Below are 19,446 nucleotides of genomic sequence, written 5' to 3'. Positions count from 1 at the left end.
TAAATGATTCTTTCCCTTCAGATATGCAGTAAGTGTACCATCTCAATTCACGGATTCCCATATTTATGATTATGCAAGCCTCTGTTAATAAAAAAAACGTCAGCCGGGGGCTGACGGAAATGCTTTCGTTAATTATTAAGTAGTGCTTCTTCCCTTTTCCGTAAATCCACCCGTTTGATTTTACCCGATGTCGTTTTGGGAAGCTCATCTAAAAATTCGATTTTCCTTGGATATTTATATGGAGCAGTCAATTCTTTTACGTGCGATTGAAGCGTTTTGATCAAATCTTGGCTGTCCGGATCTATATCATCCATCAAGACGACATACGCCTTGACCACATTTCCCCTTATTTCATCAGGACTTGCTATAACGGCACACTCTTTCACATATGGATGCTTCACGAGTGCATCTTCCACTTCAAACGGTCCAATGGTATACCCCGAACTGATGATGATATCATCAGTTCGACCCTCAAACCAGAAATAACCATCTTCATCCATTTTCGCCTGATCGCCGGTGATATAATAGTCCCCACGGAATTGCTTCGATGTCCGCTCGGGATCTTTAAAATATTCTTTAAAGAGAGCAGGTGTATCGATATGTACGGCAATATCCCCGACTATACCAGGAGAACAGGGTTTACCGGAATCATCAATGATTTCCACATGGTTGCCCGGAGTCGGTTTGCCCATGGAGCCCAATTTAATATCCATGCCTTTTGTTACACCTACCAAAAGGGTATTTTCGGTTTGTCCATATCCATCGCGCACTTCAATATGGAAATGGTTTTTAAAGACCTCGAACACTTTTTGATTTAAAGGCTCTCCCGCTGATACTGCACTATGAAGATGGGATAAATCATAGTCATCAAGGTTATCCACCTTCGCCATCAACCGATACTCGGTTGGTGTGCAGCATAACGCATTCACTTTGTATCCCTGAAGCAGCTGAAGATATTTTTTCGCCTCGAACTTCCCATGATAGGCAAGACCTGTTGCACCCGTTCCCAGTACAGCCAGGAAAGGACTCCAGATCCACTTTTGCCACCCTGGGCCTGCCGTTGCCCAAACCACATCCCCTTCGCTGATGCCCAGCCAGTTTGCAGCAGACGTTTTTAAATGGGCATAAGCCCATCCATGTGTATGGACAACCCCTTTTGGATTACCTGTCGTTCCGGAAGTATACGATAAGAACGCCATATCCTCACTCTTCGTGTCGGCCATTGGCAGCTGATCGGATTCATCATCGGCAAGCTCATTCAAATCCAGCCAATTTTCCACTCGTTTTCCGATTGAAAACTTCAGAAGGCTTTCAGCTCCCTCTATTTCATTCAATTCATGAGTATATTCATGAAAACTGACGATTCCTTTAACATCACCGTGGTTGACTCGATACTGCAAGTCCTTCGCACGAAGCATTTCAGAACAAGGTATGACAATCATGCCAATTTTCAATGCGGCTAAATACACTTGATAAGCTTCTACTAAACGAGGGATTATGATAAGGACCGTATCACCTTTACCCAGCCCTTTTTTCTTGAAGGCATTTCCAATTTTATTTGCACTCTTTAATAAATTCTCATATGTAAGTTGTTTTTTATCTCCGGTTTCGTTCTCCCAAAGTACAGCAACTTTTTCCGGATTTTTTGCAAAACGTTCCATTTCACTCACTAAGTTGTAATGTTCCGGAGCTAATAAATCTTTACGTTTCATTTTTTCCCCTCCATTTATGAACTCTTAGTACCTACTCATTATACAAGATACTTCTCTAATATATCCATGTATTTTTACAAATAAATAAAGAGAGCGGGTTTTAGAACCCGCTCTCTGTAGCCATATTATTAAATTATCTGTTGAAACCTCCGCCTAATTGTTGTTCAGCCATTTGAACAAGGCGTTTTGTGATTTCCCCACCAACTGATCCGTTAGCGCGAGATGTTGTATCGGCACCAAGTTGTACACCGAATTCTGAAGCGATTTCATATTTCATTTGTTCTAGAGCTTGTTCCACTCCAGGTACCAATAATTCGTTTGAGCTGTTGTTGTTTGCCATGAGTTTTTCACCTCCTTGTGATTATAGAGTGTGTTAAAACACATGGCTTCATTCGCACAATATCATTGGTAATTACAGGATATTAAAACAAGTCTTCCATCGCTTCTTCCCTATCGAATGTCTGACCCGGTTTAACCGTCAATATTTCTGTTTCGGAGACCGCTTTTTCAATCAATGATTCAAAGTCAACGAAGCTCTCATAGTAATTGACTTTTTCACGTTTCGGTTTCGTTTTTGGGCTTGCCGGCGTAAAGACCGTACAACAATCTTCGTAAGGCAGATTGGATATTTCAAAAGTATCAAGCTCTCTTGCGATTTTGATGATTTCCGTTTTATCCATCGTAATCAGCGGACGCAGGATCGGTGTATTCGTCACCTCATTGATGGCAAACATGCTGCTCATCGTCTGGCTTGCAACCTGTCCAAGGCTTTCACCGGTGATCAGTGCCATGGCTTCTTCCTTTTCACGGATTTGATCGGCGACCCGCATCATTAAACGTCGAGTTGTTGTCATTGAGTAGTTTTCCGGGATCTGTTTTTGAATCAATAATTGAATTTCAGTAAATGGAACGATATGCACTTTCATGCTTCCACTTATTTCAGCAAGCTTGCCTGCCAGATCAATGACCTTTTGACGTGAACGCTCACTTGTGAAAGGCGGGCTGTAAAAATGAATCGCTTCTACGTCCAATCCGCGTTTCATCGAAAGGAATCCTGCAACAGGGCTATCAATCCCGCCTGAAAGCATCAGCATTGCCTTTCCGCTTGAACCGAATGGAAGACCGCCTGCCCCCTGGATGATTTCACCCGTCAAATAAACGGCTTCGCGTCTCACTTCTACCAGCAGGTTCAAATCAGGGTTCTTTACATCCACTTTTAAATTTTCTGTATTCCGAAGCAAATGCCCGCCGAGTGCCCTGTTAATTTCATCGGTATTATATGGGAAATCCTTATCTGCGCGTTTTGTCGTGATTTTGAATGTATTTACCTCCTCAAGAGTATGATTAAGGTAATACAACGCTGCCGTTTTCATCACTTCTAAGTCGCGTTCAATTTTTATCGCAGGACTTAAAGACTGGATCCCAAAAATGCCTTTCAATCGGTCAATGACAGGCTTATGGTCCACACCGTTCAGGAGAACGTACATCCGCTCCCTGTTGGCTGTTAGCACTACTCCTTCAATATCCTTTAAACTCCAGCGGATATGCGCCTTCATTTTGTCTACAAAGCCTTTACGGTTTCTTTTTTTCGTGGAGATTTCTCCATAACGGATAATTATATGATCAAATTTCATTTTGCAACCCTCATTATTTTTTCTAAATTAGCGACTATTTTCTGTATCGCCGCCAGAACTTGCTTCGCTTCTTCCATCTCATTGCCATAGGTAGTACTGATTCGGATCACACTTTCGGAACGGGCTTGGTTATGGAACATCGCATCCACCGTTTTGCTTACCGTCCTTTTTTTCGAAGAACAGGCACTAGTCGTCGAAACATATATCCCTTCCGATTCAAGCGCATGCAGCAATACCTCTGATTTGAGTCCCGGTACGGAAAAATTCACAATATGGGGTGCACCTTTTTCAGGACTGTTAATCAACACCCCGTCCAGTTCCTTCAAACCTTTATATAAATATTTTTTGATTTGCTGCAGCTTATCATGACACAGCAATTGATTGCTCATACTAATACGAAAAGCCTTCGAAAGGGCGACGATTCCCGCAACATTTTCGGTGCCGCTCCTGATTTTCGTTTCTTGATTGCCACCGTGGAAAAGCGGATCGACCCGAACGCCTTCACGAACATAAAGGATGCCCGTCCCCTTCAAGCCGTGCACCTTGTGTCCGGAAATTGTACATAAATCCACATTGGCATCACGTATTGATAAAGAAACTTTGCCTGCCCCCTGCACATTATCGACATGAAAGAGAACGTGTGGGTATTGCTTTAACAATTTTCCCATTTCAGCAATCGGCTGGATAGAGCCAACTTCATTATTAACATGCATGACGGATACTAAAATGGTATCTTCCCTTAATGCATGCTTAAGATCGTTTATATCAATTTGCCCAAATTCGTTAACGGGAAGATATGTGATCTCATAGCCCATTTTCGTCAATGCTTGGCATGCGTCTTCTACAGAAGGATGTTCGATTGCCGTCGTGATTATGTGTTTTCCCCGATTTCTCTGAGAGAGGGCGGCTCCTTTAATGGCAAGATTATTCCCTTCCGTCCCCCCGGAAGTGAAATATATTTCCGAGCTCTTCACCTTTAATAAATCAGCGATTTGCTTTCTTGCAGCAGAAAGTAATTTTTCGGATTGCACCCCAAGTCCATGCAGCGAAGAGGGGTTTCCAAAATAGTCCGAAGAAACCTTCATGAATGATTCGATTACTTCAGGATATGGTTTTGTTGTTGCACTATTGTCAAAATAAATCATGGGTTCACCTTCCATGTTTTTGTATCTATGTTGGTCACTCTTCTAAATGCCGTTTCAAGTGTAGCTGTTGCGACTTCTAATATTAACATAATTGGATTTGAAAGAGAATGTAAAACACTGGTCCATGTACGAAAGGAGACATGCTTTCTTTGAATTCCCGCAGAATGATTTCACTTCCAACCCTATCGATCCCATTTTTCAATTTTGGCAGAAAACTAATTCAGGATCCGATAAAAGAAAAAACCCGCCATGGCGGGTTTTCAAGAAAGAACTTCTTCTATGTTCGCTCCAATTTTTCGCAAACTGCCTGGGTCGACCTTTTCAATGGCCGTGGCTGCCGTTTCCAATGCAGCTTGATATTCATAGCTTCGGAATTTGGCTTCCGCTTCCCTGAGACTATCGGCAACTGTATCGTGACTGCTGCGATAACGGTTTCCGAATTGAATCACTTTTTCGGCCAAATACATATGTTCAATCAATTCATCAGCTTTTTCGTGGACCGCACTCACCTGTTGGACAGCTTTTTCCAAATAAATATAAACAGCGGCCATGTCAAGCGGCTTTTCTTCAAGTTTACCCTGAACGTCATCCATGCTTTCTTTGGCATCCTGAAGCACCGCTTTATACTCTTCAGGAAGACCTGGAATATTGCTTTTTGCAATTAAACGGCCAGTATCGACCATTTTGCGTTTCAATTCGGCCAGTGAATCCCTGGCATCCATTTCATCTTTTCGTAAAGCCTGTAATTTAATGGTGAATTCTTTTTGATTTTCCTGTAATTCTTTCAGCTGTACTGCCAGCCCCTGCATCTCTTCGCTGATAAGCGAGCTTGCCATCACATTATCCTCCATCTTCAAGACGAGCAATTGATGGCGTTTCGAAATCTGGGCAATCTGCTTTTCCATCTTCCGTTGTGCATCCAGCTCATTTTCCGTTAGATGATACGTGTGTTGAACATGTATGGTTTCAACTTTAAGTTTATCGTTCTCATATTCAAGGTCACTTATCGTTTTCCTGAGGACTTCATCATTTTTCAAGACATACTGTTTTGAAAGCACTTCTTTCTCCAAAAGGTCATAAAGCACCTCAATGCTTTCGCGCATATCTTTAATGCCTTTATCCACAGCTTCCGTTTCGGCATTTTCCAATTGTGCTTTATAAAGATTCAGTTCTTCCTCAAGCCTTGATATTTCCTGCTCGAATTGGATATGACTCAACAGATAACCCTGTCCCGACATCTCCTCATAGCCATCCTTCAATTCATGAAGCTGGGAGCGCAGCTCGGATTGACTATCAACCAATAATTTTGGGAGCAACTCCATTTTAACGGCCAAAATCGCCAATTTCTCCTTAATGGAAAGAACGAGCTCCCTCGCATTCAAATAATTCCCGTTAACAGTCTCTTCTTCATACCTCTGAAGGATCTGCAATACTTCATCCAAGGAATTTTCCAGCTTATCAGCCGCTTTCCCGTAATTATGCCTGTGTGCAAGCAAAGATTTCTTCAATTGACGGTAGGATTCTTTAATATCCTCCATTTCCAATCGGTTCTTTTCCTCACTGCCTACGAGTTCATTCAATTCGTATAGGATCTTTTTGATCATTTCCTCGATTTCATTCAGCTTGACTGTAATTTTGCGCTGTACCTCTTTTGACCGGCTGAAACGGTATTTATCGATGGACTCCTCTGCATCGAATAAAAGCTCTTCGACTTCGGGCATATGGTCCGTAATGATAGCGTCCCATTCAATGCGCCAGTTTTCGAACATTTCCTCTGTTTCACCTGTCATGTTCAATTGTTTGACCTTAGAAAGTTCTTCTAGCACGGGGCGGTGCATGATGCTTGTTTTCCAGGATTCCAGTCGATCGATCTCTTTAAAATATCTCTTTTTGAAAAAATAACCCCAAATGATGAAAATCAAAATTAATACAATTACCCCAAGTATGTACTCCATGGTAAGCCCCCTGTTCTAATCCCTACAGTCTTGCTCGTTTATATATCAATTTTAAAAATGTTAAATTTAATGCTTTTATGATACCATGTTAGCAATAATTTTTGATGAGAAAAATGATTTTTTTGTAGAAAATTGCTACAAATACCTGTTTTTTGGGAGGGAAGGACTATGAAAGCTGACGGTCATGTACATACTCCGTTTTGCCCTCACGGCTCTACGGATAAATTCGATGAATATATTACGCGGGGAATCGAGCTAGGATTAAAGGAAATCACATTTACGGAACATGCTCCATTGCCACAAGATTTTCAAGATCCTACGCCTGAAAAAGACAGCGGCATGGACGCTGCCCTGCTCCTGGATTATTTTCAGGAGCTCCGCGTACTGAAAGAACGCTATAAAGACAAAATCCTGATCAAAAGAGGTCTAGAGGTTGACTTCATAGAGGGTCATGAAAAAGAAACAAAAGAATTCCTCGACGAAATCGGAGAATTCCTTGATGACAGTATACTTTCCGTCCACTTCATCAAGCATCAAAGCAATTGGCATTGCATCGATTTCAGTGAAAATGGGTTTGGTCAGATTGCCAATGAACTAGGTTCAGTCGAATCGGTGTATGCCAAATATTACGATACTCTGGAAAAATCGATAAAAGCTGATTTAGGCATTTATAAACCTAAGCGGATCGGGCATATTACGCTTGTCCATAAATTCCAGCATCGATATCCGCCAGCATTAAGTTTTGACGAGCGCGTTTACAAGGTGCTGGATTTGATCAAGGAACAAAAGTATGAACTTGATTATAATGGAGCCGGCCTTGTAAAGCCGCTATGCGGTGAGCCTTATCCTCCAGAAAGGTTTGCAAAGCGTGCTTTCGATCTCGGCATTCCGCTTATTTATGGTTCAGATGCCCATCAGGCTAAAGATTTGGGTCAGGGCCATCAGGCGCTGATTGCAGAGTTTAATGGGTAACTCATGTATACACTTCAGGCCGGCCCGCTAACAGTGGCTGTAGGTCTTCGGCAATGAAAAGGGTATCTTGCAGAAAACGTCCGACTTCATTGGCATAAATATTCGTGTAATAGGCTTCCTGCGGGAACACATGAAGCACATCCATCGCATAATGGGTATGAAGGACAGGAGCCGTTAGCAGGCCCTTCAACTGGAGCATATACATGGGAATGGAGACCTGCTGGAAACTCCTGCTCTTAATCCCTTGTTCCAAAACATATTGAAAATAAGACTTTTCCTTTGTAAAATAAGTCGAATGAATTTCCCGGTTTAAATTGGAATCTAGTGAAGATTCCCCATATATGAACCGTGCAGCCAGGAAGTTTTCCCTCTGGAAATCGAGAATATCCATTACTAGATTCATCAAGCAATGCTGGGGGCATTTAAGGTCCAGCAGTGTCATGTTCTTATCAAGGACCAGGATATACTCTTCTAAATAGGAAGTGAAACAGAATTCCAGCAATCCCTGCTTATTCTTAAAATAGTAGGCAATATTTGCAGCGTTCACTTTCGCTTTGTTCGCAATATCCCGTATGGATGTGGCATGATAGCCTTTTAAATGAAATAAATGCAGTGCAGCTTCCACAATGGCTTGTTTCGTTGGCGTCTGGCGATTCATTTAGGCAATCCCTCGCTTTCTTTGAGACAAGTCTTATGGACTATTTCTGCACGGAAGAGCCTGAATCCTTTAGTAAGTTCTCGACAATTTCCCAACAATAAAGCAACATATTAGAAAGTGCTGTAATAATATGCGGAAGACAGGTGAACGCTTTTGTTTAATGTCGAAATGTATCAAGGAAAAAAAGAAAAAAACTATGAACTTGTCCAGAAACAACTTTTTGCCTTAATCGAGGATGAAACGAACTGGATAGCCAATTTAAGCAATGCGGCAGCTCTGCTCAATCAGTTTCTTGATGAGATTAACTGGGTCGGCTTTTATTTATACGAAGAAGGCCAATTAATACTGGGACCCTTCCAGGGACTTCCAGCCTGTGTTCGCATCCCAATGGGTAAAGGCGTATGCGGGACATCGGCGGCAACTGAAAAAACCCTGCGCATCGAGGATGTCCATCAATTCCCTGGACATATCGCCTGCGACGCAGCATCGCGATCTGAAATTGTCATACCGCTCATGAAGGATGGCAAATTGTTCGGGGTCCTCGATATCGACAGCCCGGTCACGGACCGATTTGACGAAATCGATCAGCAGGGACTGGAGAAGTTCGCAGAAATCCTTTCCAAGCAATTATAAAGTTAAAGGGAGCGGCAATTATTGCCTGCTCCCCTCTCCATTACAGGATCCCATGTACTTGCATCCGGTCCTTCCCTTAATTCCTCCCAATATAAAACGCCTGGCCCTTAACCTCTATCACACTATTCGATTGACCTTCTGCCCAATGGGAAACACCGATAACTGCCCATTTTTAGTTATTTATACGATTCGCAAAAAACGATGCAAAAGAACTAGGTGGGAACGATACCTATAAGGGCTCCCAAGGAATGCCGGGAAACCAACCATGAAGCATACAAAAATAGTGTTATTTAAATGTATTGTATCTTCCCGCTGCGATTCTCTCCCCTTATTTAATCGCAACTATCCTTGACTCATTGAGCAGAATATTATACAATACTCCTTGTGTAAAATATTGCAGCCTATGTGACAGCCTTTATGTTCTCATTTTGTTCCTCAATACAGAGGTGTATCTCGTAACTCTCTGCTGCTAGGGCGAAGGTACATGAAAACAAAATGGTCATGATCGTACATTCACACGGTTTTTATTTTACCAAAATAAAAACATTTAAAGGAGGAGTCATCCTATGGCTCGTTATACTGGCCCAAGCTGGAAACTATCCCGTCGTTTAGGAATTTCCCTAACAGGTACTGGTAAAGAATTAGAAAAACGCCCTTATGCTCCAGGACAACATGGTCCTAACCAACGCAGAAAAATTTCTGAATACGGAATGCAACTGCAAGAGAAACAAAAACTTCGTCACATGTACGGAATCACTGAACGTCAATTCCGTTCAATGTTCGACCGCGCTGGCAAACTTAAAGGTGTACATGGTGAAAACTTCATGGTTCTTCTTGAATCACGTCTTGACAACCTAGTTTACCGTCTTGGTTTAGCTCGTACACGTCGTCAAGCACGTCAACTTGTTAACCACGGTCACATCACTGTAGACGGAAGCCGCGTAGACATTCCATCTTACAAAGTGACTCTTGGACAAACAATCTCAGTTCGTGAAAAATCACGCAACTTCTCAATCATCAAAGAATCAGTTGAAGCAACTAACTTCGTACCTGATTTCCTTACTTTCGATGCTGAGAAATTAGAAGGTACTTTCACTCGTTTACCAGAACGTTCTGAATTGCCTGCTGAAATTAACGAAGCTCTTATCGTTGAGTTCTACTCTCGTTAATAACTTCAAAACCCCCATCCTTGGATGGGGGTTTTTTTGGCACTAAACACTTCAAAATAAAGCCCGGCTGTAATTCAGCCGGGCCTTGAACAATCATTTCACTAATGTATATTTCTTCTTACCGCGTCGAACGAGGATGAACTCCCCTTCAATCTTGGCAGCTTCCGTCACTACATATTGCAGATCAGTCACTTTCTCCCCATTTATGGAGATTGCCCCATTCTGAATATCTTCACGGGCTTGACGCTTTGAAGGCGAAATTTTCGCTTCAACGATTAAATCGACCAAGCCGATATCTTCCTTGCTTTCACGTTCGAAGCTAGGGACATCTTTAAAGCCCAATTTGATTTCCGCTGCACTCAAATTCTTCACCTCACCGCTGAATAGGGCGGCAGAGATTTTGATTGCTTGATCAAGAGCTTCCTGACCATGAATCAAACGGGTCATTTCTTCCCCTAAGGCTTTTTGCGCTTTACGCAAATGCGGTTCGGACTGTACGGACTGCTCTAACTCTTCAATTACTTCACGTGATAGGAATGTGAAGAATTTCAAGTATTTCACGACATCAGCATCCGCTGTATTGATCCAGAATTGGTAAAATTCATACGGAGTCGTCTTTTCCGGGTCAAGCCAAATCGCCCCGCCTTCCGTTTTACCAAATTTCGTTCCGTCCGCTTTCGTCACAAGCGGAATCGTCATGCCGAACGCTTTTGCTTCCTCGTCATGCGATTTACGAATCATTTCAAGACCGGTCGTAATATTGCCCCACTGATCACTTCCGCCAATTTGCAACTTACAGTCATGATTATCGTATAAATGGCTAAAGTCGATCCCTTGTAAAATTGTATACGCGAATTCCGTAAAAGAAATCCCTGTTTCCAAACGGGAAGCAACCGTGTCTTTTGCCAACATGTAGTTAATGCCGATGTATTTCCCGTAATCACGCAAGAACGTAACCATGTCGATTTTACCTATCCAGTCATAGTTATTGACCATGACAGCACCATTTTCACCGTCGAATTCAAAGATGTGGGATAGCTGTCCTTTTAGGCAGTCGGCATTATAGAGCACTTTTTCCAGCGTTTGCAGCTGGCGTTCCTCTTTTTTACCGCTTGGATCACCGATAAGTCCAGTCGCTCCTCCTACAAGCACAAGGGGACGATGACCGTGCTGCTGGAAACGGCGCATTGTCAAGAATGGCAGTAGATGTCCGATGTGCATACTATCCGCGGTTGGATCTACACCACAGTATAAAGAAATTTTCTCTTTTTCTAAAAGGTCCTTAAAACCCTCTTCATCCGTTTGTTGATAAATAATCCCTCTCCACTCGAGTTCCTTTAGCAATTCCATTTTATAATTCCTCCTTCAATCCGAAAAAATCCCGCAAAAAGCATACAAAAACGCCCCTTCATATAATATGAAGGGACGAATAAATTCGCGGTACCACCCAACTTGAGGACATAATGCGCCCTCCGCTCGAGACGAATAACGGTCGTCAACCGTTTCCTGCTACTAATCATTTCACAGTAAATGCTCCAGGAAGTAATTCATCTCACCATGTGTACCGATTTCCACTGACCACCGGCTCTCTAAAACAGGGATAGTTTGACTACTGGGTCCTATCATCGCGCTTTTTTAATAAATTTTATTATTAATAAATTTTTATCATACATAAGATTCATTGTCAACATCACCCTTACAGATTCTAGAAAAATATGAAAGTTCGCCTTCCCTTTCCGTGTTATATGCTATAATATATGTGATTTCAGGGGGTATGATACGATGAATAATAATCAAAAAGATAGATTTCAAACAGCATGGAAACAGATAACCCGTTTTTTTGAAAATGAAAAAACACAAAAAAATGCAAGGGTTACATACCAAGTCATTTGGAACCTAACGTTGATCCTCATTATTGTTGGGGTTCTAGGATTCTCATTCGCCGGCGGCGTTGGAGCTGGCTATTTTGCTGCCCTCGTCAAAGATGAGCCGGTACGCTCAAAGGAAGATTTAAAAAAAGACATCTACAATTACGAAGAGACCTCTGAGGTATACTTTGCTGATGACGTATACTTAGGCAAGCTTAAGAGTGACCTTGAGCGTGAAGAAGTGTCCCTCGATAAAGTATCGGAGTATCTTAAAAATGCAGTCATCGCTACAGAAGATGAGTATTTTTATGAACATGACGGGGTTGTCCCGAAAGCTATCCTGCGTGCCATTTACCAGGAGTTTACGAATGCATCCGTCCAATCGGGAGGAAGCACTTTAACACAGCAGCTCATTAAAAACCAAATCCTGACCAACGAAGTATCATTTGATCGGAAAGCAAAAGAAATCCTGCTTGCACTCCGGGTCGAAAAATTCTTTGAAAAAGAAGAGATTTTGGAAACATACTTAAATGTCTCCACTCTGGGGCGAAATTCTTCCGGTCGGAACATCGCTGGAGTCGAGTCCGCCGCTGAAGGTATTTTCGGCGTGGAGGCCAAAGATCTGACACTGCCCCAATCTGCCTTTATTGCTGGATTGCCGCAAAGTCCTTTCGGTTATACACCGTATACCCAGCAAGGAAAACTGAAAGAAAATCAAGAACCCGGCATCAACCGGATGAAAACCGTTTTAAAACGGATGTATAGTAATGGATACATAACAAAAGAAGAGTATGATAAAGCAAGCGCATACGACATAACAAAAGACTTTATCGGTAAAAAGGCGTTGCCATCGGAGAAATATCCTTGGCTCACCCAGGAAATTGAAAAACGCTCCATCGAAATCCTTTCTGTCAGTCTGGCAAAAGAAGATGGATATGAAGAGAAAGATTTAAAGGATAAAGATTTAAAAAAACAATATGTAGCACTTGCCGATCGCAAGCTGCGTCAAAACGGCTATCAGATCTATACGACGGTCAATAAAAAGATATATGATAAAATGCAGGAAGTTACGAAAAACTATCCGAATTTCGGATACGATAAAGCGGGCGAGCCCGTTGAAGCCGGAGCTATTCTAATCGAAAATAAAACAGGAAAAATCATCAGTTTCGTAGGTGGCCGTGATTTCAAGCGGGAACAGACGAACCATGCAACCGCATCACTTCGATCAAACGGATCAACGATGAAGCCTTTGCTCATATATGGTCCAGGCATCGATCTGGGCAAAATCTCACCTGGCAGTGTATCGGCCAACGTGCCCATTTCCATTCCGGCAGGCAGCAAAGCGTGGAGTCCAGGAAACTATGGCGGCGGCAGCTATACGGGAGTATCGACTGCCCGCGAGGCCCTAAAGAATTCCTATAATATTCCGGCAGCGCTCTTTTACAAGAAAATAATCAACCTGAGCCCCGCTTCCTATTTGGAGAAAATGGGATTCTCCACCGTGACGAAAGGGGATTACTCCAATCTTGCCATGTCATTAGGTGCCATGGACAGAGGTGTAACCGTTGAAGAAAACGTCAATGCGTTTGGCACATTTGCCAATTCAGGGGAATTCATCGATGCTTATATGATCGATAAAATCGTTTCGAAAGATGGCAAGGTCATCTATCAGCATAAAGTGAAACCAGTGGATGTTTTCTCACCACAAGCCGCTTACCTGACGCTTGATATGATGCGCGATGTCGTAAACAGCGGGACGGCCGCTTCGGTCAGGAACCGACTTGCTTTCTCAAGCGATTGGGCAGGTAAGACCGGAACTTCCCAAAACTACTGGGACGCATGGTTCGTCGCAACCAACCCGAATGTATCATTCGGTACATGGCTGGGTTATGATACACCGAAATCCTTGCAAGGGACCTACAATGGTCTTGAATATAATAAACGGAATATATATTATTGGGCAGATCTGATCAATGCCGCATATAAAGCCGACCCGAAACTCGTCGACCCCGATAAGCGGTTTGAAATGCCTGGCGGAATTGTCAGCCGTTCCTTCTGTGGCGTTTCAGGACTGCTGCCTTCAAGTGCATGCCAAAAGGCAGGGCTTGTAAAATCAGATTTATTCATCGCTAAATATGCTCCATCCAAGGCGGATGATAGTTTCATAGATGGACAATATGTATCAGTCGGCAGCAAACGCTACGCAGCCCTTCCGCAAACGCCTGGCGAATTCACGAGCGGCGGGTTCATGCTCAATCCAGATTCGTTCGCAGATATCGGATTGCAATATGTGATTGACCCGGGATCCGTTATTCCCGGAGGCGAAAAATCAGGAAATGTCGTCGGGGCGAAAGCGAAATTGAATGATAATGGCAAAGTACCCGATCCCCTATCCATAACGATCAGTAACGATAAGATTACATGGGGCCTGCATCATGAAGGAGATGTCGTCGGTTATCGTGTCTATAAAGACGGCAAAAAAGTGGCGAGCATCAATGCTGGTGAGAGTCTTGTTTACAAAGTCGGCTCAGGCGGTTCCTATTATGTAACGGCCGTAGACATAGTCGGTAAAGAATCAGCCCCTTCTCAGCGTGTTGAAAGCGGCGCTAAAAAGACAGGTTCAAAAGAAGATTCGACTAAAAATAAAGATGATCGCGGAAATGATAAAATAACTCAAGAAGTTAAAAAACCAGACTCAAAAGAAGAGAACGGTAAACCAGATAAAGAAAAAGAAAAAGACACAAATAAAGATAAAGATAAAGTTATAGATAAAGTTATAGATAAAGAGCAAAATCAAGACAAAGATCAAGACAAAGGGAATATAGACAAAGAAGATACAGAGACCGACAAAGATAAAGATACAGTCAATGATAAAGATAAAGACACAGATAAAGCTGAAGAAGAGGAAGAATGACACTCTTTTTGAAGTGAAACAGGCTGTCGGGGATTTCCCGACAGCCTGTTTCATTATAATCTCCCACACTGATTCGACTAATGTTCCCGAACTCAAAAAAAAGGCATCCATGCAATTGACCATGGATGCCTTTTAATTTTCATCTTAAATCAGGATGCCCAGCGTTTCAATCCTCCATCGATGATAAATCACCAGTTGGCAGATCCAGTTCCCAAGCTTTCAAGACACGGCGCATGATTTTCCCGCTTCTTGTTTTAGGAAGTTTATCCCTGAATTCAATTTCACGAGGCGCAGCATGTGCTGCGAGACCATTCTTTACGAATTGGCGAATTTCTTCAATCAGCTCATCGTTTGCATCGTATCCGTCACGGAGGGCTATAAATGCTTTGATAATTTCCCCCCGAACTGGATCGGGCTTACCGATGACCCCCGCTTCAGCTACGGCTGGGTGCTCGACCAACTTGCTTTCCACTTCGAAAGGTCCGACTCTTTCCCCTGCCGTCATGATGACATCATCAACCCGGCCTTGGAACCAGAAATAACCATCTTCATCCATATAAGCGGAATCACCGGAAACATACCAATCACCTGGCATAAAGTAAGATTCATATTTTGATTCATTATTCCAGACAGTCTTCATCATCGAAGGCCATCCTTTCTTGATGGCCAGGTTCCCCATTCTGTGCGGTGGAAGCTCGATGCCTTGATCATCCACTATTGCCGCTTTTACACCAGGAATCGGTTTACCCATCGAACCCGGTTTGATTTCCATGCAAGGATAATTGCATATGACCTGAGCCCCGGTCTCCGTCATCCACCATGTATCATGGATACGGTGATTGAATACCTTCATTCCCCAGCGCACCACTTCCGGATTCAACGGTTCGCCGACACTTAAAACATGGCGGAGAGAACCCAAATCGAACCGTTTAACGATTTCATCACCTGCACCCATCAGCATCCTAAAGGCTGTCGGAGCACTATACCATACCGTGACACCAAAGTCTTCCAAGGTTTTATACCAGGATTCAGGCTTGAATCGCCCACCTACAATGACATTGGAGGTTCCTGTCAGCCACGGTCCAAAGATACCGTAAGACGTCCCTGTCACCCATCCAGGATCCGCTGTGCACCAATACACGTCCTCTTCCTGCAAATCAAGGACCCACCTTGCCGTTTGATAATGCTGGATCATCGCATTATGAACGTGAAGCACCCCTTTTGGCTTCCCTGTGGAACCTGAGGTATAGTGAAGAATCAGGCCGTCATTCCGATCTACCCATTCGATTTCGAATTTTTTGTCCGCTTCTTTTAACTTTTTATTGAAGTGATGATACTTTCCTTCTTCTTTTATATTTTCCCCCACTAGGAAAATATGTTTTAAATGGGGTAATTCATCTACTGGGACGCGCGGCAAAAGCTCAGGGGTCGTCACTATCACGCTTGCCTCACTATCTTCAAGGCGATCCCTTACCGCGCCTTCCATGAAGGCTTCGAACAACGGCCCTACGACCGCCCCCGTTTTAATCGCACCCAACAATGCAAAATAAAGCTCCGGGGAGCGTGGCATGAAGATGAAAACGCGATCGCCTTTTTCCACATTGGCAATGTTCTTGAACACATTGGCCGCTTGGTTCGTATAATCTTTCATTTCCTTGAAAGTATACTTTTCATTTCTTTTATCGTCTTTGTAATAAAGGGCTACTTTGTTCTTTTTATATGTTTCGACATGGCGGTCAATGGCTTCATATGCAAGATTCACTTTACCTGTTTCAGACCAGGAAAATTCCTTTTCCGTCTCGGACCAGTCAAATTTCTTGTATTTTTCATCGTAATTCTTTAAATTAAAATTACCTTCCACTACTGGCAACGCTTTCACATTCATATGGCAAACTCCCCCTCTATTCGGCTCTATATTTTCATTATAGTACAAAAACACAATTATCTCAATTTTTAAAATATTCAACTCTTCCATATTAGGGAAAATCACTTATAGTTATTATGAGTTCATATCGATAGCGGATATATGGGAAGCACTGTAACAAAAGATTCATATAAGCCTTGAACTTTCTGCATTATGCCACTTTTTTTATGTATAATTTATGTAAGCTTTCCATTCGGCCAGTTTTAAAAGCAATGCTCCATATGCTTGAATGCGAGAGTTATAGAATTACTATTTTACAAGGGTGGTGAAAGAATGGAATATAATAAGACCTTTTATACTAAGGAACTGCAGACATTAAGCGGGACGCTCATCATCGAGGGGCCGTTAAACGGGGAAAAAATGTCCGCTTATGAGTTTCACGAAGACTTGGTCGCCTTCCGCCCGCCTGCTTTGCAGCATAAAGCTTTAATAGAGATTGCTGACTTGCCTGAAGGCAGGATCTTTATCGCCCGTGAAAAGGAAACCATCGTTGGTTATGTAACTTATTTATATCCCGATCCCTTGGAACGCTGGTCGGAAATCAAGATGGAGGACCTGATAGAGCTTGGTGCAATCGAGGTCATCCCTAAATACCGGGGTGCCTCCGTCGGGAAGAACTTAATCAGCCTTTCCATGGAAGACGATTCGGTCGAAGACTTCATCATCATCACCACTGAATACTATTGGCATTGGGACTTGAAAGGGACAGGGCTGAATATTTGGGACTATCGCAAGGTCATGGAAAAAATGATGAGTGTCGGTGACTTGGTCTACTTTGCAACGGATGATCCTGAAATCAGTTCCCACCCGGCCAACTGCCTGATGGCCCGCATTGGCAAAAGAGTGCCGCCGGAATCCATCCAGAAATTCGACCAATTGCGTTTTATGAATCGGTTCATGTATTAAAGAGGCGTATAAGAGGAGGAAGGAATATGATTGTTGAAAAAATAATGAATGAGGATATTATCACTCTCACTCCAACGGATACAATCCATAGCGCTGCCTTAATCATTAAGGAGAAACGAATTCGCCATATACCCATTGTCGATGACAGCTTCCAACTTGTCGGATTAGTCAGCGACCGTGATATACGGGATGCTGCCCCTTCTATATTCCGCACCGCAGAAAACGAAAATGATTTACAAAAAGCATTATCAACCATCATGAGAACGGATATAATCACAGGGCACCCGCTAGATTTCGTCGAAGAAATTGGGGCTGTTTTTTGCGATAACAATATCAGCTGCCTTCCAATCGTAAAAGAAAGGAAGTTAGTAGGCATCATAACCGGTTCTGATTTGCTTCATTCATACGTTGAGTTGACCGGAGTCAACCAGCCCGGTTCCCAAATCGAAATCAAAATCCCTGATAAGGCAGGTACCCTTCATGATATTGCCCGCATTTTCAAAAGGCGCAATTCCAATATCCTGAGCACTCTTGTTTATCCTGAAAAAGATGGGACCGATTATAAGATTCTTGTAATTCGAGTGCAGACGATGAATCCATTTATGGTGGTGGAGGATTTGAAGAAAGAAGGCTATACCGTTTTATGGCCTAGTCTACCGGGGATTTCCCATGAATGATACATCCCTTTTTGTCTATTCGGATGAACTCCTTACCTATAAATTCAACGATGAACATCCATTCAATCAAAAACGGCTTAAACTCACGCTGGATTTGTTAAAAAAACACCATGCCATCAGTGATGATCAAATTATCAAGCCAAGAATGGCTACAGATGAAGAATTGGAATTGATCCATGATCAGCATTATGTAAACGCTGTCAGATTAGCAGGGCAGGGTAAGCTCCCCCCCGAAAAGGCCATGAATTACGGGCTTGGAACAGAAGATACCCCAATCTTCCCCAGGATGCATGAAGCAAGCGCCTTGCTTGTAGGCGGTACATTAACTGCGGTTGATGCCGTCATGACCGGTCAGTCCCTGCATGCACTTAATCTTGGAGGGGGCCTGCATCACGGTTTCCGAGGGAAAGCCTCGGGCTTCTGCATTTATAACGATAGTTCGGTCGCGATTAAATACCTGCAAAAAAAATATGGGGCACGTGTCTTATATGTCGATACTGATGCACATCATGGCGACGGAGTCCAATGGTCATTTTATGATGATCCGGATGTATGCACCCTATCCATTCATGAAACGGGACGCTACTTATTTCCCGGCACAGGCAATATTAACGAACGGGGTCAAGGAACAGGTTACGGCTATTCATTCAACATCCCGGTTGATGCATTCACGGAAGATGGCTCCTGGCTCGAATGCTATACAGTTTCCTTTAAAGAGGTCATTGAATTCTTCAAACCGGATGTCATTTTAACGCAAAACGGAGCGGATTCCCATTATTACGATCCGCTCACCCATTTATCGGCCACCATGAAGATTTATAGAGAAATACCAAAGTTAGCCCACGAAATGGCTCATAAGTATTGCGAAGGACGGTGGATTGCAGTAGGGGGCGGGGGATATGATATATGGCGCGTCGTCCCGAGGGCTTGGTCGAGGGTCTGGCTTGAAATGACGGATAATGATATATCAGGTCCCTTATCAAAAGAATGGCTTGATTGCTGGCAGCCTGAGTCCCCAGTTTCGCTACCGAAAGAATGGGATGATATGGAGGATATATACGAACCCATTCCGAGGAAGCCTGAAATTACCGAGAAAAATGCCCTGACACTTGAAAAGGTTCTATATCCCATTCGGTCTTCCAAACAAACATCGGCAAGCAAGGACAACAGTAAACCAAAAGATCGTTGAAAAACGATCTTTTTTTTAGGCTCTTTTCGTAAAGATTGTTGTTTTTAAAACGAAACTATTTAAGGTTGATTGGAGCGGAAGTGCGAGACT

Annotated in this window: 15 protein-coding genes and 1 other annotated feature; of the genes, 7 read left to right on the top strand and 8 right to left on the bottom strand. The window is 43.0% G+C overall.

What is annotated here, in order from left to right:
* Positions 1 to 128: 128 nt before the first annotated feature.
* The 5 genes from mbcS to ezrA all read right to left on the bottom strand — a co-directional run bounded on the left by mbcS (position 129) and on the right by ezrA (position 6,446).
* The gene (gene mbcS / locus SB775_RS24060) at positions 129 to 1,712 is read right to left on the bottom strand and encodes an acyl-CoA synthetase MbcS (RefSeq protein ID WP_410863663.1); all 1,584 of its coding nucleotides are present in this window, start codon (positions 1,710 to 1,712) and stop codon (positions 129 to 131) included.
* A gap of 133 nt (positions 1,713 to 1,845) precedes the next feature.
* On the bottom strand, positions 1,846 to 2,052 hold the full coding sequence (locus tag SB775_RS24055; protein WP_125160175.1) for an alpha/beta-type small acid-soluble spore protein: 207 nt from the start codon (positions 2,050 to 2,052) through the stop codon (positions 1,846 to 1,848).
* Positions 2,053 to 2,134: 82 nt separating this feature from the next.
* The gene (gene thiI, locus SB775_RS24050) at positions 2,135 to 3,346 is read right to left on the bottom strand and encodes a tRNA uracil 4-sulfurtransferase ThiI (RefSeq protein WP_061464397.1); all 1,212 of its coding nucleotides are present in this window, start codon (positions 3,344 to 3,346) and stop codon (positions 2,135 to 2,137) included.
* Positions 3,343 to 4,491, bottom strand: a complete 1,149-nt coding sequence (locus SB775_RS24045) for a cysteine desulfurase family protein (RefSeq protein WP_410863662.1) — start codon at positions 4,489 to 4,491, stop codon at positions 3,343 to 3,345. Before SB775_RS24045 ends, thiI begins: the two co-directional genes overlap by 4 nt.
* Before the next feature lie 260 nt (positions 4,492 to 4,751).
* Positions 4,752 to 6,446 (bottom strand): septation ring formation regulator EzrA, encoded by a 1,695-nt coding sequence (gene ezrA / locus SB775_RS24040; RefSeq protein WP_410863661.1) that lies wholly within the window; start codon positions 6,444 to 6,446, stop codon positions 4,752 to 4,754.
* Between the two features lie 168 nt (positions 6,447 to 6,614).
* Between ezrA and hisJ the strand changes: the two genes are divergently transcribed.
* Positions 6,615 to 7,418 (top strand): histidinol-phosphatase HisJ, encoded by an 804-nt coding sequence (hisJ, locus tag SB775_RS24035; protein WP_410863660.1) that lies wholly within the window; start codon positions 6,615 to 6,617, stop codon positions 7,416 to 7,418.
* A gap of 1 nt (position 7,419) precedes the next feature.
* Here the strand turns inward: hisJ and refZ are convergent, their stop codons facing one another.
* Entirely contained in the window at positions 7,420 to 8,076 is a 657-nt protein-coding gene (gene refZ, locus SB775_RS24030) for a forespore capture DNA-binding protein RefZ (RefSeq protein WP_410863659.1), read from the bottom strand.
* A 153-nt stretch (positions 8,077 to 8,229) separates the two neighbouring features.
* Between refZ and SB775_RS24025 the strand changes: the two genes are divergently transcribed.
* Together SB775_RS24025 and rpsD are read left to right on the top strand one after the other, a co-directional pair.
* Positions 8,230 to 8,709: a GAF domain-containing protein gene (locus SB775_RS24025; protein ID WP_089363623.1), complete on the top strand. Its 480-nt coding sequence runs from the start codon at positions 8,230 to 8,232 to the stop codon at positions 8,707 to 8,709.
* 566 nt (positions 8,710 to 9,275) lie between these two features.
* The gene (gene rpsD, locus SB775_RS24020; RefSeq protein WP_061464403.1) at positions 9,276 to 9,878 is read left to right on the top strand and encodes a 30S ribosomal protein S4; all 603 of its coding nucleotides are present in this window, start codon (positions 9,276 to 9,278) and stop codon (positions 9,876 to 9,878) included.
* Between the two features lie 93 nt (positions 9,879 to 9,971).
* On the opposite strand, the gene tyrS is transcribed toward rpsD, so the two are convergent.
* Positions 9,972 to 11,228, bottom strand: a complete 1,257-nt coding sequence (tyrS, locus tag SB775_RS24015; protein ID WP_061464404.1) for a tyrosine--tRNA ligase — start codon at positions 11,226 to 11,228, stop codon at positions 9,972 to 9,974.
* Positions 11,229 to 11,296: 68 nt separating this feature from the next.
* Positions 11,297 to 11,513: a binding site (T-box leader), on the bottom strand.
* Between the two features lie 147 nt (positions 11,514 to 11,660).
* On the opposite strand from tyrS, the gene SB775_RS24010 reads away from it, so the two are divergent.
* The gene (locus tag SB775_RS24010) at positions 11,661 to 14,660 is read left to right on the top strand and encodes a transglycosylase domain-containing protein (RefSeq protein WP_410863656.1); all 3,000 of its coding nucleotides are present in this window, start codon (positions 11,661 to 11,663) and stop codon (positions 14,658 to 14,660) included.
* Positions 14,661 to 14,826: 166 nt separating this feature from the next.
* Here SB775_RS24010 and acsA read toward each other — a convergent pair whose 3' ends face one another.
* Positions 14,827 to 16,545 carry an acetate--CoA ligase gene (gene acsA / locus SB775_RS24005; protein ID WP_410863654.1) on the bottom strand — a complete coding sequence of 573 codons (1,719 nt, stop codon included), beginning with the start codon at positions 16,543 to 16,545 and terminating at the stop codon, positions 14,827 to 14,829.
* A gap of 312 nt (positions 16,546 to 16,857) precedes the next feature.
* Here acsA and SB775_RS24000 point away from each other — a divergent pair, with 312 nt between their 5' ends.
* The 3 genes from SB775_RS24000 to SB775_RS23990 are packed head-to-tail and all read left to right on the top strand — an operon-like array spanning position 16,858 to position 19,356.
* Positions 16,858 to 17,490: a GNAT family N-acetyltransferase gene (locus SB775_RS24000; RefSeq protein WP_410863653.1), complete on the top strand. Its 633-nt coding sequence runs from the start codon at positions 16,858 to 16,860 to the stop codon at positions 17,488 to 17,490.
* Between the two features lie 26 nt (positions 17,491 to 17,516).
* The gene (locus SB775_RS23995) at positions 17,517 to 18,167 is read left to right on the top strand and encodes an acetoin utilization AcuB family protein (RefSeq protein ID WP_410863651.1); all 651 of its coding nucleotides are present in this window, start codon (positions 17,517 to 17,519) and stop codon (positions 18,165 to 18,167) included.
* A complete protein-coding gene (locus SB775_RS23990; protein ID WP_410863650.1) occupies positions 18,160 to 19,356 on the top strand; it encodes an acetoin utilization protein AcuC in 1,197 nt (398 codons plus the stop codon). The genes SB775_RS23995 and SB775_RS23990 overlap by 8 nt, the downstream gene beginning before the upstream one ends.
* The last annotated feature ends 90 nt before the right edge of the window (positions 19,357 to 19,446 follow it).

The sequence above is a fragment of the Peribacillus sp. SIMBA_075 genome (assembly GCF_046534585.1).
Note: the sequence above shows the minus strand (reverse complement) of the source record. Positions and strands in the feature narration are given on the sequence as shown.

Excerpts from the sequence above, each read along its gene's own strand:
- mbcS (WP_410863663.1), bottom strand. The coding sequence starts at position 1,712 with ATGAAACGTAAAGATTTATTAGCTCCGGAACATTACAACTTAGTGAGT.
- SB775_RS24055 (WP_125160175.1), bottom strand. The coding sequence starts at position 2,052 with ATGGCAAACAACAACAGCTCAAACGAATTATTGGTACCTGGAGTGGAA.
- thiI (WP_061464397.1), bottom strand. The coding sequence starts at position 3,346 with ATGAAATTTGATCATATAATTATCCGTTATGGAGAAATCTCCACGAAA.
- SB775_RS24045 (WP_410863662.1), bottom strand. The coding sequence starts at position 4,491 with ATGATTTATTTTGACAATAGTGCAACAACAAAACCATATCCTGAAGTA.
- ezrA (WP_410863661.1), bottom strand. The coding sequence starts at position 6,446 with ATGGAGTACATACTTGGGGTAATTGTATTAATTTTGATTTTCATCATT.
- hisJ (WP_410863660.1), top strand. The coding sequence starts at position 6,615 with ATGAAAGCTGACGGTCATGTACATACTCCGTTTTGCCCTCACGGCTCT.
- refZ (WP_410863659.1), bottom strand. The coding sequence starts at position 8,076 with ATGAATCGCCAGACGCCAACGAAACAAGCCATTGTGGAAGCTGCACTG.
- rpsD (WP_061464403.1), top strand. The coding sequence starts at position 9,276 with ATGGCTCGTTATACTGGCCCAAGCTGGAAACTATCCCGTCGTTTAGGA.
- tyrS (WP_061464404.1), bottom strand. The coding sequence starts at position 11,228 with ATGGAATTGCTAAAGGAACTCGAGTGGAGAGGGATTATTTATCAACAA.
- SB775_RS24010 (WP_410863656.1), top strand. The coding sequence starts at position 11,661 with ATGAATAATAATCAAAAAGATAGATTTCAAACAGCATGGAAACAGATA.
- acsA (WP_410863654.1), bottom strand. The coding sequence starts at position 16,545 with ATGAATGTGAAAGCGTTGCCAGTAGTGGAAGGTAATTTTAATTTAAAG.
- SB775_RS24000 (WP_410863653.1), top strand. The coding sequence starts at position 16,858 with ATGGAATATAATAAGACCTTTTATACTAAGGAACTGCAGACATTAAGC.
- SB775_RS23995 (WP_410863651.1), top strand. The coding sequence starts at position 17,517 with ATGATTGTTGAAAAAATAATGAATGAGGATATTATCACTCTCACTCCA.
- SB775_RS23990 (WP_410863650.1), top strand. The coding sequence starts at position 18,160 with ATGAATGATACATCCCTTTTTGTCTATTCGGATGAACTCCTTACCTAT.